16 protein-coding genes are annotated in these 17,053 nt (G+C 72.0%); 7 read left to right on the top strand and 9 right to left on the bottom strand.

All coding sequences use genetic code 11. The features are described 5' to 3' along the window. Positions 1–3 precede the first annotated feature (3 nt). On the bottom strand, positions 4–192 hold the full coding sequence (locus VZF99_RS08135) for a hypothetical protein (protein ID WP_067717794.1): 189 nt from the start codon (positions 190–192) through the stop codon (positions 4–6). A 49-nt stretch (positions 193–241) separates the two neighbouring features. Between VZF99_RS08135 and VZF99_RS08130 the strand changes: the two genes are divergently transcribed. Beyond that, positions 242–934 carry a hypothetical protein gene (locus VZF99_RS08130; RefSeq protein ID WP_407334489.1) on the top strand — a complete coding sequence of 231 codons (693 nt, stop codon included), beginning with the start codon at positions 242–244 and terminating at the stop codon, positions 932–934. Here VZF99_RS08130 and VZF99_RS08125 read toward each other — a convergent pair. Then, complete coding sequence (locus VZF99_RS08125) at positions 909–1,568, bottom strand: potassium channel family protein (RefSeq protein ID WP_407336099.1); 660 nt, start codon at positions 1,566–1,568, stop codon at positions 909–911. The genes VZF99_RS08130 and VZF99_RS08125 overlap by 26 nt on opposite strands. 76 nt (positions 1,569–1,644) lie before the next feature. Then, the gene (locus tag VZF99_RS08120) at positions 1,645–2,307 is read right to left on the bottom strand and encodes a TrkA family potassium uptake protein (RefSeq protein WP_163375842.1); all 663 of its coding nucleotides are present in this window, start codon (positions 2,305–2,307) and stop codon (positions 1,645–1,647) included. A gap of 98 nt (positions 2,308–2,405) precedes the next feature. Here VZF99_RS08120 and VZF99_RS08115 point away from each other — a divergent pair, with 98 nt between their 5' ends. The 3 genes from VZF99_RS08115 to dxs all read left to right on the top strand — a co-directional run bounded on the left by VZF99_RS08115 (position 2,406) and on the right by dxs (position 7,746). Further along, positions 2,406–4,412, top strand: a complete 2,007-nt coding sequence (locus tag VZF99_RS08115; protein ID WP_241260930.1) for an APC family permease — start codon at positions 2,406–2,408, stop codon at positions 4,410–4,412. Further along, entirely contained in the window at positions 4,409–5,752 is a 1,344-nt protein-coding gene (locus VZF99_RS08110; RefSeq protein WP_253003670.1) for a class I SAM-dependent RNA methyltransferase, read from the top strand. Before VZF99_RS08115 ends, VZF99_RS08110 begins: the two co-directional genes overlap by 4 nt. Positions 5,753–5,871: 119 nt before the next feature. Continuing rightward, a complete protein-coding gene (gene dxs / locus VZF99_RS08105; RefSeq protein WP_407334488.1) occupies positions 5,872–7,746 on the top strand; it encodes a 1-deoxy-D-xylulose-5-phosphate synthase in 1,875 nt (624 codons plus the stop codon). 87 nt (positions 7,747–7,833) lie between these two features. Here the strand turns inward: dxs and VZF99_RS08100 are convergent, their stop codons facing one another. Continuing rightward, positions 7,834–9,072 carry an HRDC domain-containing protein gene (locus VZF99_RS08100; RefSeq protein WP_407334487.1) on the bottom strand — a complete coding sequence of 413 codons (1,239 nt, stop codon included), beginning with the start codon at positions 9,070–9,072 and terminating at the stop codon, positions 7,834–7,836. Continuing rightward, positions 9,069–9,656 (bottom strand): DUF3000 domain-containing protein, encoded by a 588-nt coding sequence (locus VZF99_RS08095; protein ID WP_067717809.1) that lies wholly within the window; start codon positions 9,654–9,656, stop codon positions 9,069–9,071. The genes VZF99_RS08100 and VZF99_RS08095 overlap by 4 nt, the downstream gene beginning before the upstream one ends. Before the next feature lie 98 nt (positions 9,657–9,754). Here VZF99_RS08095 and hemE point away from each other — a divergent pair, with 98 nt between their 5' ends. The 3 genes from hemE to hemQ are packed head-to-tail and all read left to right on the top strand — an operon-like array spanning position 9,755 to position 12,960. Beyond that, positions 9,755–10,876 carry a uroporphyrinogen decarboxylase gene (gene hemE / locus VZF99_RS08090; RefSeq protein WP_407334486.1) on the top strand — a complete coding sequence of 374 codons (1,122 nt, stop codon included), beginning with the start codon at positions 9,755–9,757 and terminating at the stop codon, positions 10,874–10,876. Between the two features lie 2 nt (positions 10,877–10,878). After that, on the top strand, positions 10,879–12,261 hold the full coding sequence (gene hemG / locus VZF99_RS08085) for a protoporphyrinogen oxidase (protein ID WP_407334485.1): 1,383 nt from the start codon (positions 10,879–10,881) through the stop codon (positions 12,259–12,261). Between the two features lie 3 nt (positions 12,262–12,264). Beyond that, a complete protein-coding gene (hemQ, locus tag VZF99_RS08080) occupies positions 12,265–12,960 on the top strand; it encodes a hydrogen peroxide-dependent heme synthase (RefSeq protein WP_120283398.1) in 696 nt (231 codons plus the stop codon). Between the two features lie 104 nt (positions 12,961–13,064). Here hemQ and msrB read toward each other — a convergent pair whose 3' ends face one another. From msrB to VZF99_RS08060, 4 genes are read right to left on the bottom strand one after another with little or no spacing between them, the layout of a single operon-like run. After that, complete coding sequence (gene msrB / locus VZF99_RS08075; protein WP_069389058.1) at positions 13,065–13,499, bottom strand: peptide-methionine (R)-S-oxide reductase MsrB; 435 nt, start codon at positions 13,497–13,499, stop codon at positions 13,065–13,067. A gap of 9 nt (positions 13,500–13,508) precedes the next feature. Beyond that, positions 13,509–14,705 (bottom strand): glycosyltransferase family 87 protein, encoded by a 1,197-nt coding sequence (locus VZF99_RS08070; protein WP_244200726.1) that lies wholly within the window; start codon positions 14,703–14,705, stop codon positions 13,509–13,511. Between the two features lie 53 nt (positions 14,706–14,758). After that, entirely contained in the window at positions 14,759–16,300 is a 1,542-nt protein-coding gene (locus VZF99_RS08065) for an alpha/beta hydrolase (RefSeq protein ID WP_407336060.1), read from the bottom strand. Further along, on the bottom strand, positions 16,297–17,037 hold the full coding sequence (locus VZF99_RS08060; protein ID WP_407336059.1) for a dihydrofolate reductase family protein: 741 nt from the start codon (positions 17,035–17,037) through the stop codon (positions 16,297–16,299). The genes VZF99_RS08065 and VZF99_RS08060 overlap by 4 nt, the downstream gene beginning before the upstream one ends. Positions 17,038–17,053 lie beyond the last annotated feature (16 nt).

Raw genomic sequence — 17,053 nt, 5'->3', positions numbered from 1 at the left:
TCCCTAGTCGACGACGCCGTCCCGCCGACTCTGGATCCTCGCGTAGCGCTCGTGCAGCCGCTCCCGCACCTCATCGGGCTCGTAGGACCGCCGACGCCGCTCGGAACGGGCCGCCAGGATCCCCGTGGCGGCCACCCCCGCCGCACCCGCCGCGCCGATCACCTTGAGCCACTGTCGTCCCCTGGGAGCCATACGGCCGAGACTAGGCGGGTACGCACGGGCGGCCTGGCAGGATCGCGGTATGAGCGTCGACACCGTCCCCCTGGCCGCCGCGGCGCACCGCACCCGCACCGGGGACCTCTGGCTCTTCCGTGGCCGGAGCACGGCGGACCGGTTGATCCAGACCCTCACGAACGCGCCCGTCAACCACGTGGGCGTCGCGGTGGTCCTGGACGACATGCCGCCGCTGCTGTGGCACGCCGAGATGGGACGGGCGCTGCCGGACGTGTGGACGGGTCGCCACCAGCGCGGGGTGCAGCTGCATGACCTCGAGTCGGCTGTGCGGCAGTGGGCCGGACCGTACGGCCAACGAGCGTGGTTCCGCCAGATCTCCCCGGAGGTGGGTGGGGAACACGAGGACGCGCTACTGGAGTCGATCGCCCGGTTGAACGGGGTGTCCTTCCCCTCCGCGGGACGTCTCACCGCGAGGTGGGCACGGGGACGGTGGGCGGCACGTGGGACACGGCGGGACGCCAGGGGTCGCAGCGTCCGCTCGGGATCCGATGCCGGTGCGGCGATGCGTATGGAGGCGGCGTACTGCGCGGAGGTCGTGGGGGTCACCCTGGAGGCGATGGGTGTACTCCTGCCCGCGGGTGAGGCGAGTTGGTACGACCCGGGCCGTTTCTGGAGCGGTGACGACCTGCCCCTGGCCCCGGGATGGGACTACGGCCGGGAGATCGCGGTGACGGTCACCCGCCCAGGACGACCTCGCTGATACCGGCCTCGACCTCCTCCGGCGCCACCACGAGCAGTTCGTCGCCGGGCTCGAACGGAACGTCGGGTTCGGGGACGATCACCCGCCCGCCGCGCAGGATCGCGACGAGTGCGGCGTCCCGGGGAAACCGAACGCGGGACACCGTCCGCCCCGCCAACGGGGTCTGGTCCGGCAGCGTCACGCTCACGAGGTTCGCCCCTCCGCGGCGCAGGGTCATCAGGCGGACCACGTCCCCGACGGAGACCGCCTCCTCGACGACCGAGACGATCAGCCGGGGCGTCGACACCGCCACGTCGACGCCCCAGCGCTCGTCGTAGAGCCACTCGTTGCGGGGATCGTTGACGCGGGCGACGATCCGGGAGACGGCGAATTCTGTCTTGGCCAACAGGCTCACCACCAGGTTGGCCTTGTCATCACCCGTGGCGGCCACCACCACGTCCGCCGCCTGCAGGTCCAACCGTTCGAGGACGCTGAGCTCGCAGGCGTCGCCGACCTGTTGATCCGCCCCGTCGACGGGGTCGGCCGAGAACACGGTGGAGCGCTTGTCGATCAGCGTGACGGAATGGCCACCGGCCACGAGTTCGCGTGCGATCGACCGTCCGACGACCCCGGCCCCGGCCACCACCACCCTCATGGTCGCGGAGTACACGGTCCGGGCCGGGGCGGCGGCGAGCAGTCCCGACCCGTCGGCGTAGTCGGGGACGGAGTTCTCAGACATCCGAGGGTCCTTCCAGCATCAGGTCGTCCAGGTCCGCGACCGTCTGCGAGGGCACGATGATATGGAGGACATCGTCGGCCTGGACGAGCGTGCGAGCGTCCGGGAGGCGGCTCTCGCCGAAGCGGGTGACGGCCGCGGCACGTCCTCCGACCGCAGCGGCGAGCCGGTCGACCGGGAGCCCGACCCACGCCGCCGGTGGGTCGACGGCGACGAGGGACACGGAGTCCGTCTGGTCGCGCCACTCGACGGGACCCGACCCGGCGGTGATGTAGCGGACCAGTCGACCGGTGGCCCACGGAACCGTGGCGATGGTCGGGATCCCCAGTCGTTCGTAGACCTCGGCCCGGCCCGCGTCGTAGATGCGCGCTATCACCCGCTCGACACCGAAGGTCTCCCGGGCCACCCGCGCGGCGATGATGTTCGAGTTGTCCCCGGAGGACACGGCGGCGAATGCGTCGGCCCCCTCGAGCCCGGCCTCGGTGAGCACAGTCTTGTCGAAGCCCTGGCCCGTCACCGTGCCTCCCGAGAACTCCGCCGACAACCTGGCGAACGCAGCCGGGTCGCGGTCGATCACCACGACCTGGTGGCCGGCTGCGTCGAGCTCGACGGACAACGCGGCCCCCACACGACCACAGCCCATGACGACGACCCTCATGACGAGTCCACTCCTCACGGCCCACACACGTGAGCCAGTGACGGACACGCTACTCACACCCACGGATACTGCCCGGCGGGGCTCGCGGGCCCTACGATATGTCGGTGTCCAGGATCTCGAAGGTCTCCATGGGAACCAAGCGTCTCCTCGTGGGGCGCCCCTCCCGCAGCGACACGATCGGTGCCACCAGCCTCCGCAAACGGATCGCGTTGCCGGTGTTCGCGTCCGATGCGCTGTCCTCGGTGGCCTACGCCCCGCAGGAGATCTTCCTCGTGCTCTCCATCGCCGGGGTCTCGGCACTCACGTTCACCCCGTGGGTGGGACTGGCGGTGGCGGCGGTCCTGGTGGTCGTCATCGCCTGTTACCGGCAGAACGTCCGCGCCTACCCGTCGGGAGGGGGCGACTACGAGGTCGCCACCGTCAATCTGGGTCCGAGTGCGGGCCTGGCGGTCGGTGCGGCCCTGCTGTTCGACTATGTCCTCACGGTGGCCGTGTCGATTTCGGCCGCCGCCGCGACCATCGGATCGGCGATCCCCTTCGTCCAATCCAGGGAGATTCCGTTCGCCGTCCTGGCGATCATCCTCCTGGCGGCGCTCAACCTGCGTGGGCTCCGTGAGACCGGCGCGATGTTCGCCGTGCCCGTCTACGCGTTCCTCGCGTCCATGACAGCACTCATCGTCTGGGGGCTGTTCCAGGTGGAGATCCTGGGCCGCGACCTCCGGGCCGAATCCGCGGGATTCGAGATGGTGCCCGTGGACGGGGCGGAGTTGGCCGGACTCGCGCTCGCCTTCGTCGTCGCCAAGTCCTTCGCATCCGGATGTGCCGCCCTGACCGGTATCGAAGCCATCCACAACGGTGTCCCGGCCTTCCGGAAGCCGCGGGCCCGCAACGCCGCCGTGACGCTGGCCGTCCTCGGGGTTCTCGCGGTCTCGTTCCTCCTGGGGCTTATCGCCCTGGCCGGTCGGCTCGGGGTCCGGATCGCCGAGCAACCGGCGGCACAGTTGATCGGCGCTCCGGAGGGGTACCGGCAGAAGACGATGATCGCCCAGTTGGCGCGACCGGTCTTCGAGGGGTTGCCGCTCGCCTTCTACGCCGTCATCATCATCACCGCGCTGATCCTGGCACTCGCCGCCAACACGGCGTTCAACGGGTTCCCGGTGCTGGCCTCGGTCCTCGCGCGCGACAAGTATCTGCCCCGACAGCTCGCCACCCGCGGGGACAGGTTGGCGTTCTCCAACGGGATCGTCGTCCTCGCGATCGCGGCAGTCGTGTTGGTCGTGGCGTTCGACGCCCAGGTGTCGCTCCTCATCCAGCTCTACATCGTGGGCGTGTTCGTCGCCTTCACCCTCGGCCAGCTCGGCATGGTCCGACACTGGACCCGGCGCCTGGACCACGAGCGGGTCCCGTCCGTGCGTCGGCGGATCCACAGGTCCCGGGCGATCAACGCCGTCGGGTTCCTCGTCACCGCCGGCGTCCTGGTGATCGTCATGGCGACCAAGTTCCTCTCCGGGGCCTACATCGCGGTCCTGGCGATGCTCGGAGCGTTCGGGATCATGCGACTTATCCACCGGCACTACGTCGCGGTCGCCCGCGAACTCGACGACTCCTCGTGGGAGGTCGTCCTGCCGAGCCGGACACACTGTGTGGTCTTGGTGTCCAAACTGCACCTGCCCACCCTGCGGGCACTGGCCTACGCGCGGGCGGCACGCCCGGACTCGATCGAGGCGTTGACGGTGAACATCGATACCGCCGAGACCCGTGCCCTCGTGAGGGAATGGGATCGACGCGGCATCTCGGTTCCGCTCAAGGTGGTCGAGTCCCCGTACCGTGAGATCAACCGTCCCGTGGTGGACTACGTGAAGCGCCTCCGCGATCAGGCGCCGCGGGACGTGGTGACCGTGTACATCCCCGAGTACGTGGTGGGCCACTGGTGGGAGCAGATACTGCACAACCAGAGCGCGCTGCGCCTCAAGACCCGCCTGCTCTACGAGCGAGGTGTCATGGTGACCAGCGTCCCGTGGCAGTTGTCGTCCTCGGACGGCCGCGCGGAGCAGGCCCGCGACGAACCCATCGTCGGACGCTGGCGTGGACCGGAGGAAAGATGACCCAGGACCGAGCGACCGGCTGGACGGGCCGTGTGGTGCGCCTGCGCATGGAGGGACCGGCGCACGGCGGCGAGTTCGTCGCGCGCCACGAGGGCCGGGTGGTGTTCTGCCGCGGCGGGATCACCGGCGAACTGGTCGACGTCCTCATCGACGACGACCCCGGGCGCGCGTTCTGTCGAGGGACGGTCCAGGCGGTGGTCGAGGAATCCCCGGACCGGGTGGTCCCGACGTGCCCGGCGGCGGCCGCCGGCGCCGGCTGTTGCGACTGGAGCCACATCGCGTCCGATGCCGCCCGCGGTTTCGCCGGCAGGATCCTGGCCGAGCAGGTGTACCGGATCGGCCGGATCGCATATCGGGACGACGCGGTCCCGGTCGAGGTTCCCGCCGCGGATCCCGCGACGTCCGGCTGGCGTACCGTCGCCCGCTGGGTCACCGGCCCCGATGGTGTGCCGGGGGTCCGGAGGGCGCGCTCCCGTGAACTGGTGACCGAGCCCTGCATCCAGCCCGACCCGCGGCTGCGTGATGCGGTCTCCGCCACCACGCTCGGCCCGGGCCGCGAGGTGCTCGGAGTGCTCGGTGACGACGGAATGGTGCACATCGCCCACCGCCCGGCCGTCGGTGACACGCCGCGGGGCCGGAGCGGCCGATCCCGCCGGTCCTCGGCGACCCGCGCCAGGGCACGTCATTCGCGGGCGGCCGGTTGGGAGATCGTCGCCGGGGGACCGACCGTCGTGAGACGGGTGGGCGGCCACGAGTGGCGGCTGCCTCCCGACGCGTTCTGGCAGGCGCACCGCTCCGCCGCGAGCCACTACAGCCACGAGGTACGCACCGCGGTGACGCGCACCCCCTACCTGACCGACATCCCAGAGATCTGGGACCTCTACGGAGGCGCCGGGCTGTTCGCCGCCGGGGTTCGGGACGCGATCCCGGGCGCCCGCGTGACAGTCGTCGAATCCGCCACGGCGTCGCTGCACGCGGCCACGGACACCCTCGGCGGCCCGCCCGGGGACCCCGCCGGCGGAGGAGTGAGGACCCTGCGTTCCCGGGTCGAGACGTTCCTCGAGGACCGCGACGACCGGCCGGCGGACCACCCCGATCCGGAGGTCATCATCCTCGATCCCCCGCGCGGCGGAGCGGGGATCCCGGTCATGCGGCGGCTCGCGGCGACAGGTGCGTCCCGGATCGTGCACGTGGGCTGCGATCCGGCGAGTCTGGCGCGGGACATCGGCGTCCTCGTGGCCGCCGGGTGGACGCTCACCGACCTCCACGGGGTGGCGGCCTTCCCGGGCACCCATCACGTCGAGGGGATCGCCGTACTGGACTCGCCGGGACGCTCCTGATCCGGCACCGCAGGTAGGGGCCCACACGTCCGCCCGTGGGCGAGGTCGCGCGGCGCCAGCCCGTACACTGACCATTCGACCCAGCAGGGTGTCGGTCACGAAAGGGGCAGTCGACAGCAATGAGCGTGCTCGAACAGGTTGACGGCCCATCCGATCTGCGGCGGCTCGGTCCCGGGGAGTTGGCCGCGCTGTGCGGGGAGATCCGTGAATTCCTCATCCGTAAGGTCGCCGCGACGGGCGGGCACCTCGGCCCGAATCTCGGCGTCGTCGAACTGTCCGTGGCGTTGCACCGTGTCTTCGACTCACCCCGCGACCCCGTCATCTTCGACACCGGACACCAGTCCTACGTCCACAAGATCCTCACCGGTCGTCGCGATCAGTTCGACGGGCTCCGCACCCGCGGGGGGTTGTCCGGTTACCCGTGTCGCGCGGAGAGCGAGCACGACGTGGTGGAGTCCTCGCACGCCACGGCGTCCCTGTCGTACGCGGACGGGCTGGCCAAGGCGTTCTCGTTGCGCGGGGAGTCCGATCGGACCGTCGTCACCGTGATCGGTGACGGTGCGATGACCGGCGGCATGGCCTGGGAGGCGCTCAACAACATCGCCGCCGCCAAGGACCGCCCGATGGTCATCGTCGTCAACGACAACGGCCGCTCGTACTCGCCGACCATCGGAGGGCTCGCCGAGCGCCTCGGCGCGCTGCGGCTCCAGCCCGCGTACGAGAAGGCGATGGACCGAACGAAGAACGCGCTCACCGGCCGGAAGGACGTCGTCGGGAAGGCCGTGTACTCGGTCCTCCACGGCATCAAGACGGGAGTCAAGGACGTCGTCTCGCCGCAGGAGCTGTTCGCGGACCTCGGGCTCAAGTACATGGGGCCGGTCGACGGACACAACCTCGCCGCCACGGAGGCGGCCCTGCGCCTCGCGAAGGACTTCGGCGGCCCGGTGGTGGTCCACGTCGTCACCCGCAAGGGGATGGGCTACGTCCACGCCGAGAACAACGAGGCGGACCAGATGCACGCCACCGGGATCATCGATCCCGAGACCGGCAAACCGCTGGCGACCTCCTCCGCCGTGGACTGGACCTCGGTCTTCTCCGAGGAACTGTGTGAGATCGGTGCCGAACGCGATGACGTCGTGGCCATCACGGCCGCGATGGCCGGGCCGACCGGTCTGGCCGCGTTCGGGGAGCGGTTCCCGGAACGGATGTACGACGTGGGAATCGCCGAGCAGCACGCCGTGGCCTCGGCGGCGGGGCTCGCGCTCGGTGGGCTGCACCCCGTCGTCGCGGTCTATTCGACCTTCCTCAACCGGGCGTTCGACCAGCTGCTCATGGATGTCGCACTACTCCGACAGCCGGTCACCATGGTCCTGGACCGGTCCGGCGTCACCGGCCCTGACGGTGCGAGCCACAACGGGATGTGGGACCTGTCGCTCACCGGAATCATCCCCGGGGTGCGCGTGGCCGCTCCCCGGGACGCGACCACCCTCCGGCAGGAACTGCGCGAGGCGGTGGCCGTCGACGACGGTCCGACCGTCGTCCGGTTCCCGAAGGGGTCGGTCGGTGATGCCCTGCCCGCCCTCGCCACGTCCGAGGACGGGGTCGACCGCGTGCACGGATCCGGTGACGCCGAGGTCCTCGTGGTGGCGGTGGGGTCGATGGTCGCGCCGGCCATCGCCGCCGCCCGCGCCCTCGGGAACGAGGGCATCTCCGTCGACGTCGTGGACCCCCGATGGGTCTACCCGGTGCCCGCGTCGATCGTGGACGCCGCCCGTGGACGCCGTCTCGTGGTCACGGTGGAGGACAACGGTCTGCACGGCGGCGTCGGCTCGGCGGTGTCGGCCTGCCTGGACACCGCTGCGGTGCGGGTCGATCGGATCGCGCTGGGCATCCCGCAGGAGTTCCTCGACCACGGCTCCCGCGGGGAGATCCTGGCCGACGCCGGACTGACCCCCGAGGGGATCTCGGACAGCATCCGGACCCGCCTGGGCTGACCCGGGCCGGATCGCCGGACGCGTGCACACGCGGGCCCGTACCCACGCGTGACAGGGGCCGCGCCGGCCGGTGCCGGTGGCCCGGACTCAGGAATCCGCGCGGAAACTCCGCACCGCCTCGAGCAGGGGGTCGGTGGCCAGTTCGATCTGCCAGGCACGGGCGCTCTCGGTGAGCAGGACGTCGTGGAGCAGTTCCGCGTCGTCCCCGGACCGGGTCGTCGCCGCGCGCCACACCCACAGTCTCAGCGTCGAGGGTTTGAGCAGGAGCCCGGGCTCCAGACCCAGGTCGTCGGCGAGTGCACCGATCCGTTCGCGGGCGATCTCGAGCAACTCCGCGGCCTCGGGCTCGTTTCGCTTCCACGACGCGTGCGGCGGGTGCTCGGCGGGCGGCCCCTGCCGGGAGGGCAGGTCGGCCCGCCCCAGCCCGTCGGCCCACTCGAGGGCGGCGAGCCATTCCCCGACGAGCCGTCGGCGGTGAGGTCCATCGAACCCCTCGATCGCCAGCAGTGCGGTTCTGTTCGTCGGCCCCACCCTGGCGGCCTCCACGATCGCCGCGTCACCGAGGAGCCGCTTGGGGGCGATGTCCCGCTCGGCCGCGACCCGGTCCCGGGCCATCCACAACTCCCTGGCGCGCGCCAGTTGCCGGCCGTCGCGCAGGCTCGACAGCCGGGACAGTCGACGCCAGGGGTCCGGCGCGGCAGGTGCCGGGCCGGACTCCACCAGGTACCGACACTCCGCCTCGAACCATTCGCGGCGGCCGAGCTCGTCGAGCCGCGGGAGGACCTCGTCCGCGAGTTCGTGCAGGAACAGCACGTCATAGGCTGCATAGTCCAACCACGCCGGGGGCAACGGGCGACGGGACCAGTCGGCCGCGGAGTGCGCCTTGGCCAGGCCGATCCCGAGGTGCTCGGAGATCATCGCCCCGAGGTTGACCCGTTCGGTGCCGAGGAAGCGTCCGGCCAGCTCGGTGTCGACGAGCGAGGTCGGCGAGACCCCCAGCTCACGCAGCGACGGGAGGTCCTGACTCGCGGCGTGGAGCAGCAGGGGCCGGGTCGACAGGACGTGGGCGAGGGAGCCGATGGTCCGACCCGGGGTCTCCGGGTCCACGAGCAGGGCGGGGCCGGTCGGGGCGCGGAGCTGCAGGAGGAAGGCCCGGTCCGCGTACCGGATCCCCGAGGCGCGTTCGACGTCGACCGCGACGGGGCCGGGCGAGGATCGCAGGGCGTCGGCGACCGCCTCGATGGCGGGGAGGTCGTCGACGAACTCGTACTCGGCCGGGGGTGGCTCTGCCCCGGGCGGGGTCTCGCCGCGGCGGCGCCCGCTCACGACCGCCGGTGCAGGGAGGTCACGCCGACGGGTGGGAGGCCGGCGGCCAGGGCCAGCGTCGTGCAGAAGGCGGACGCGTGGCCGGTCAGGTCGGGCTCGAGGGCGGTCCAGGACGCGCGCAGCTCGAGCTGGTGGGACTGGGGAGGACCGGCGATGTCGCCGTACCGGACGGAGGCGGTGCTGGTGACGGTGCCACCGAGCGAGGTGTACGGCCCGGCCTGCTCGCCGAGGGCCTCGGTGAGCCAGCTCCACGCCACCTGGGGCAGGAGCGGGTCACCTGCCAGCGAGGCCTCCATGTCGGCCTGGATGTAGGCCACGAGTCGGAGGGTGCCGTTCCACGCGTCGTCCCCGGAGGGGTCGTGCAGGAGGATGAGACGGCCGAAGGCGTCGCCGTCGGAGAATTCCGGGACGTCGTCGCCGGAGGGCGGGATGATCTCGACACCGAGCGCGTGACTGTAGGGCGCCAGTCGCTGCGGCGGGCGGATCGGGCCGACCGAGATCTCGGGGCGGACCTCGAGTCGCGACAGCGACTCGACCGCCTCCCGGAAGACCTCGGGCTCGCCGTCATTGACCGATGTACTCACGGGTCGTCACGCTAGCGACCGCCCCGGCGTGCCCCGGGGAGGCGCGCCGTCGCCTGCCCGGGTGGGCTGACCGGCCGCGGCGGCGGCGTCATGGGACGATGGGGGGTGTGTTGAACTCTGATGCGTCCTCGACCTCCCGTCCCGCCGACCCCGCCACGGATGCCGTCGCCGGCCGCCGCGCCGGGACCGGCCCGTACCTCGACGAGGTGACCGGAGTCGGCGGCGCCCACACGCCGGTGTGGTTCATGCGCCAGGCGGGCCGCTCGCTCCCGGAGTACAAGGAGGTCCGCGCCGGGTCCACCATGTTGGAGGCCTGTTTCGACCCGGCGATGACGTGTGAGATCACCCTGCAGCCGGTCCGTCGCCACGGGGTGGACGCCGCGATCTTCTTCTCCGACATCGTCATCCCGTTGGCCGCCGCCGGGGTGGACATCGACATCGTGCCCGGGACCGGGCCCGTGGTGGCGGAGCCGATCCGGGACGAGGCCGGTGTCGCCGCGCTGCCCGAGCTCACCCCGGACCGCCTCGAGAAGATCGGGGAGGCCGTGCGGCTGGTCGTGGCCGAACTCGACCCGCAGGTGGCGCTCATCGGCTTCGCCGGCGCCCCCTTCACCCTGGCCTCCTACCTCATCGAGGGCGGTCCCAGCCGCAACCATGAGCACACCAAGTCACTGATGTACTCGCGCCCCGACGTGTGGAACGCGCTCATGGCCAAGCTGGCGGACCTGACCACGGTGTTCCTGCGCGCGCAGATCGCTGCCGGAGTGGACGCCGTCCAGCTCTTCGATTCGTGGGCGGGCGCGCTCAGCCTGCGGGACTACCGGTCGCTGGTACTCCCGCACTCGACCCGCATCTTCGCCGACGAGATCATCAAGACGGTTCCGCGCACGCACTTCGGCGTGGGCACCGGCGAGCTGCTCGGGGCGATGGGCGAGGCCGGCCCGGAGGTCGTCGGCGTGGACTGGCGCATCCCCCTGGACGACGCGGCCGGGCGGGCGCCGGGCAAGGTCCTGCAGGGCAATCTCGACCCCGCGATGCTCTTCGCGGACCGGTCGGCGCTGGACGGCGAGGTCCGCCGCATCCTCGACGAGGGCCAGCGGGCCCGCGACCTCGGCGCACGCGGCCACGTGTTCAACCTCGGCCACGGTGTCCTGCCCACCACCGACCCGGGTGCGGTGACCCACGTGGTGGAGCTCGTCCACGAGCTGACCGGGAAGTGACGGTGGGCCCTCGCGTCGCCGTGGTGGGAGGCGGGCTCAGCGGGCTGACGGCCGCCTATCAGCTCTCGCGCGAGCTGCCGGACGCCCACATCACCGTCCTCGAGGCCTCGGACCGGCCGGGCGGGGCACTCCACACCGTCGACTTCCCGTCCGGTCCGATGGAGCTCGGCGCCGAGGCCTTCATCGGCCGCCGACCCGAGGCGAGCGACCTCGTCGCCGAACTCGGCCTGACCGGGTCGCTGCGTCATCCCGGGCCGCTCGGACCGGCGATCCTCACCGGGGGTCGGATGGTGCCCATGCCCGTCGGCACGTTGATGGGTCTGCCGTCCGACGTCGGGGCGTTGGCGGACGTGCTGAGCCCGCGGGAGCGCGCTGCGGCCGCGCGCGAGGCCGACCTGCCGCTGGACTGGGAGCCCGGCGGTGACGTCTCGCTCGGCTCGTTGGTCTCCGAGCGGTTCGGGCACGCGGTCGTCGCCCGGCTCGTCGACCCCATGCTCGGGGGCGTGTACGCCGCGCCCAGTACCGGGCTCGGGCTGCGGCAGGTGATCCCGGGGCTGGCGCAGGCGTTGGACCGGGGCGCTCCCAGCCTCACGGCCGCCGCCCGGGAGCTCGTCGCGCACCGCGTGCCGGGCCCGGTGTTCGCCACCCTCGACGGGGGTTACCGGCTCCTCGTGGACGCCCTCGTCCGGGCCTCCGGTGCCGTGATCCGTACACACGCCACCTGCACCGCTCTCCACCGGGACGGTTCGGGCTACTCGTTGGCGGTCGCCGGCGACCGCGGGTCGTGGTCCGAGGAGGCGGACCTCGTCGTCGTCGCCGTCCCCGTTCCCCACGCCGCCCCGCTCCTCGAGGGCGCCGGGGGTCTCGACGCCGCGACCCGGGGCCTGTCCGGGATCCGGACGGCGTCCTCGGCCGTCGTCGCGTTGGAGGTCGACCGGTCCCTGGATCTCCCGGAGCGTTCGGGGGTCCTGGTGGCGACCGACGAACCGGTGCCGTTCAAGGCGATGACCTTCACCAGCCGCAAGTGGCCGCACCTCGACACCCGGCCCGGGCACCTGGTCAGGGTGTCGTTCGGGAGGATCGACGACGACGAGGTGCTCGCCGCCGACGACGCGACCCTCACCCGCATGGCCGAATCCGCGCTGGGGGGACTGTGCGGCTCCGCGCCGACGGTCCTGCACTCGCGGGTGCGCCGCTGGTCCGACGCCCTCGCGGAGATCGGCCCCGGACACGACGCGCGGATCTCGGCGGTGCGCGCCGAACTGGCCGAGCGGCTGCCCGGCGTGGAGCTCGTCGGCGGCGCGACCGAGGGCGTGGGGGTGCCCGCCTGTATCGGCTCGGCGCGGGCCGCGGCCCGGCGACTCGCCTCGGGGTGGCAGGATTGAGCCATGGCACGCCTTGACTACAAGAAACTCAACTCGACCCTGCGCTACCTGATGTTCTCCGTCTTCACGGTGACGCCGGGGCAGCTCGGGGAGGACCGGGACGCGGTCGCCGCGGACCTGGAGGAGTTCCTCGGCCGCTACGACGGCACCGACGTGGTGGTCCGGGGTCTCTACGACATCTCGGGCCTGCGCGCCGAGGCCGACTTCATGATCTGGACCCACTCCGAGCACATCGAGGACCTACAGCGGTTCTACAACGAGTTCCGGCGCACCACCCTCCTGGGCCGGGCCAGCACCGCCTACTGGTCCAACACCGCGCTGCACCGCCCCGCGGAGTTCAACAAGAGCCACATTCCGGCGTTCCTCGCCGAGGAGGAGCCGGGGGCGTACGTCTCGGTGTACCCGTTCGTGCGCTCCTACGAGTGGTACCTGCTCCCCGACGAGGAGCGGCGCCAGATCCTCGCCCAGCACGGCCGCGCCGCCCGCGAGTACCCGGACGTCCGCGCCAACACCGTGCCGTCCTTCACGCTGGGGGACTACGAGTGGATCCTCGCCTTCGAGGCCCCGCAGCTCGACCGGATCGTCGACCTGATGCGCGAGATGCGGGCGACCGAGGCCCGCCGCCACGTGCGCGAGGAGATCCCGTTCTTCACCGGACCGCGCGTCACCGCCGGGCAGCTGGCGGCATCGATGCCCTGAGGTTCACCGCGCGCCGACGGCTCGACCTGACGCGAGAGAGGGCCGACCGGGAGCAGTCCCGGTCGGCCCTCTCGTCTCTGTGGGCCGGATGCGGCCGGTCGAGTTCAGCTCTCGGCCGGCTCCAGCGTCATGCTCAGGGAGTTGATGCAGTACCGCAGGTCGGTGGGGGTGCCGTAGCCCTCCCCGGCGAACACGTGCCCCAGGTGACCGTGGCAGTTCGCGCAGATCACCTCGGTGCGCGTCATGCCGAGCGAGGAATCCGTGCGCTCGATGACGGCGCCGCCGGCCAGCGGCGTGAAGAACGAGGGCCACCCGCAGTTGGATTCGAACTTGGCGTCGCTGCGGAACAGTTCGGCACCGCATCCGCGGCAGCGGTACACGCCCTCGGTCTTGGTGTCGTTGTACTCACCGGTGAAGGGACGCTCGGTGCCGGCCTGCCGCAGGACCTGGTACTCCTCCGGGCTGAGTCGACGACGCCACTCGGTGTCGTCCAGCGTGAAGTCCGGCTGGGGGGTGTGGGTATCGGTGGGCTCGCTCATGCCCGCAGGCTACGCCGACGCGGCGGCCGGTGCGATCCGCTCGTGTCGGCGGGGGTCACTGCGGCGCCACAGCAGCACCACGAGCACCGTGGCCAGCAGCAGCAACCATCCCAGGGTCGGGTGCGCGAACTCGAGTAGCCGCCCGTAGTAGGGCCAGCGCGCCGACTCCCAGAAGTCGAGGGTGAAGAACCCGTACGCGGCGAGCCACGCCGGCCAGTTGCGGACCAACGACTTGTCCAGCACCACCGTGAGCATGATCGGGATGAGCATCATCGAGTAGTACATCTGGCCGAGGGTGGAGACGAGGAACACACCGGCGAGCACGACCCCGGAGGTGGTGGCCAACCACAGCACCTCGTGGTTGTGGCGGTAGTCCATCAGCAGCCACACGGCGACGAGGGTGGCCACCACCACCAGGATGCGGGCCACCAGGATGACCGGCTCGGGTACGCCGTAGTACAGGCCCATCCCGGCGATCGAGCTGTTGTAGTAGTCGCGGACCTCGCCCATGTAGGTGAGTGTGGTGTCGAGGTAACTGCGGGCGTCGACGGTGAGGGCCCACCCCGCGGCCATGGTGACGGCGGGGATCGCGGCCGCGGTGACGAACGGCTGCCACTGCTTGCGGATGAGAGGCAGCACGAGCAGCGGAGCGAGCATCGGTTTGACGGCCAGGGACAGGCCGATGGCCACGCCGGCCCACCAGAGGCGCCGTCGGTGCAGCAGGTAGAGGAACGCCACCTGGCACAGGAAGATCACGCCGTTGACGTTGGTGAAGACCAGCGTGTTGGTGACCGCCTCGGTGCAGAACGCCGCCAGCAGGATGGCGGGGGCGGCGAACGAGCGGACGTCGAGGTCGAACAGCCGCATGAGCAGCCACAGCGCCGCGATGATCGCGGCGGTGTTGATTCCGATGAACAGCCAGCGCGCCAGCGTGTAGCTGTCGATCAGGCCGAACGGGGCGAGGACGAACGTCCCGCTGGGGGCGTAGAGATAGTGCGGTTGCACCGTCAGCAGGTTCTCGACGTACACCGGCTCACCTGCCAGGAAACGCCTGGTGGCGGCGTAGACGGTGCCGAAGTCGTTCGTGATGGATCCGTTGACGGCCTTGATCAGGACGCGGTGGATGACGGTCATGATCGCCAGCGGCCACAACACGTGGGTGAGGACGCGGGGCACGGTCGACGTGCTTCGGGTGGGCAGCGGCACGACTCGCAGGGTACCGCCTGGCCTCCCGCGTCCCGGTGAGGCACCCCGGCCGGTCAGGACGGGCAGGCCGTGGACTGCTCAGCGGCATCCGGGTCGTCGAGGAAATCGACGACCGCGCCCCGGGCGCATCCGGAGTGCAGGATCACCTGTGAGCCCGGGGCGCCCCAGGTGACGATCCGCACGTCGGTGGCCCCGGCGGCGCCGAGGGCGGCGGCGGTGGGTTCGAGTGCGGCGGCACCGGCCCGGGGGTCGGCGATCCCTCCGACCAGGAGTACCGGCGTCTCGGCGGGAACGGAGACCGGAGACTGCCCGGGCACGGGCCAGGTGGAGCAGGCGGAGAGCTGCGCGGCGATGATCTCCCCGAACGGCGGGGTCTGCTCCCATTCGGCCCGCAGTTCCTCGACACGGTTGACCGGGACGCGGCGCGACAGGTCGGAGCATCCGGCCACGTACGGCAGCGACGTCCCGGCCAGTTCGGCGGCGCGGTCACGGACGCTGCCCGGGGTGTCCTCGGGGGCGGCGGCCGCGAGGTCGCCGAGGATGACGTCGCCTGGGGAGGCGTCGGCAGCGGAGGCGCCGGACAGGTCCGCCAACGCCGACCGGACCACGTCGGACAGCAACGCCGCCGGGACCGCCACGCCGGGTTCGCGGGCGCGGTCGAGCGCGCGGGTCACGGCCTCGACCTTCTCGTCGGCGTCGCCGGGTCCGCACTCGGTCCGGGTGCACGAGGCGGCCCACAGGCGCAGCGCCGCGTCGGAGCCGTCGAGGGCGGCGCGGGCCGCGGCCTCCTGGTCCCCGTCGGCGGGGGCGGGGGAGTCGAGCACGAGCAGGGAGAGGCGACCCGGGTGTGCGCCGGCGTAGGCGAGGGCGGTGCGGGCCCCGGTCCCGATCCCCATCACGGCGAGCCCGGGCACGTCCCACTGCTGGCGTAGGCGTTCGAGGTCCTCGGCGGCGCCGGCGGAGCCGAAGTCCAGTTCGCGGCCCTGGAGCTGGTCCGTGCAGGACTGTGAGGTGTCGGCGAGGTCGCCGCGCAGCGCGGGCGAACCGGGGTCGGTGCCTCGATCCGCGAGCCCGTCGAGGGTGCGGCGGGCCGGGAAGGTCAGGCACGTACCGGCCGGGCCGGTCCGTCCGCGGTGGTCCACGACGACCAGCGGTCGGGTGTCAATGAGTTCGGGGCCGGACGAGGCGAGTCGGGAGGCGAGGGTGTCGGCCGGTGTCTCGGGACCGGCGACGACGACGAGGGGCGCCGCGTCGTCGGGTGTCCCCGTCGCGGTGAGCCGCAGGACGGGGGTCTCCCCGAGGAGGGAACACTCCACGGCGGCGCCCTCCGGTATCCCGCCGGTCCGGCCGTCGGGACACGGGACCCAGGTGAGGTCGCTGCGCGGCGCGAGCCAGTCGGGTCGGTCGGCGGTCTCGGCCGCCTCGCCACCGCCGGAGGATCCCCGGGGGCCGTCGCCGGTCGCCAGGCGCGGCCCCGTCGCGGGCAGGGGCGCACACCCGGCGATCGTCACCGCCAGGGCCGCCAGCCCCACGCCGAGTGCCCGTACGTGCCGGTGCCGCGTGACCGCGCGTGTTCCCGCTCGACGGTTCCTCACCCGTCGGCCCCGGTGACGACCCAGCGGGTGTAGAGCCCGCCGCGGGGGCACGTGAAGGCCGCGGCGACGCGCAGCGGAACCCGGGTGGCGTCGGTTCCGACGGCCAGTCGCGAGTCGTCGCCGCCGACGATGATCTCGGGGGCGACCGACAGGACGAGTTCGTCGATCGCGCCCTCGCGCAACAAGGTCCCGAGCAGCTGCGGACCGCCCTCGAACGTCACCTCGGAGGCCCCGAAGTGTGTGGCGAGGGAACGGACGGAGGTGCGCAGTGGACCCGGATCGAGCACGTGCACCGTGACACCCCGCTCCCGGGCGGCCTCGAGTCGGTCGCCGGGCACTCCGTGGGCGGCGACCACCTGCAGTCCGTCGCCGGCGTCGGCGCAGTGCTCGATGAGCGCGTCGCCCAGCGCGCGGGTGAACACCAGGACGACGGGCGGGGGACCGGGTCGTCTGTCCGCCCACACGGCGGCGGTCCGGGCGGGGCCGTACCCCTCGGCCAGAACGGTGCCCGAGCCCACCAGGATCAGGTCGGCCCGGGCCCGCATGGCGTCGTAGATTAGCCGGTCCGTCGGGGTCCCCAGCCCGCCGCTGCGGCCGTCCACGGTGGTCGTGCCGTCGACGGAGGAGATCATCACCGCGCGGATGCACGGCACGGGCAGACCCGGTTCGGGGTCCAGCGCCGCCCACAAGGCCTCGAGGGCGGCGGGGTCGTCGTCGATCACGGTGGGCCGTGTCATGTGCACCGGGGACTCC

The organism is Dietzia kunjamensis (assembly GCF_045689975.1).
GTDB classification, from domain to species: Bacteria; Actinomycetota; Actinomycetes; order Mycobacteriales; family Mycobacteriaceae; genus Dietzia; species Dietzia kunjamensis.
The sequence above is the reverse complement of the archived record's forward strand: the minus strand, read 5'-3'. Positions and strand labels throughout refer to the sequence as shown.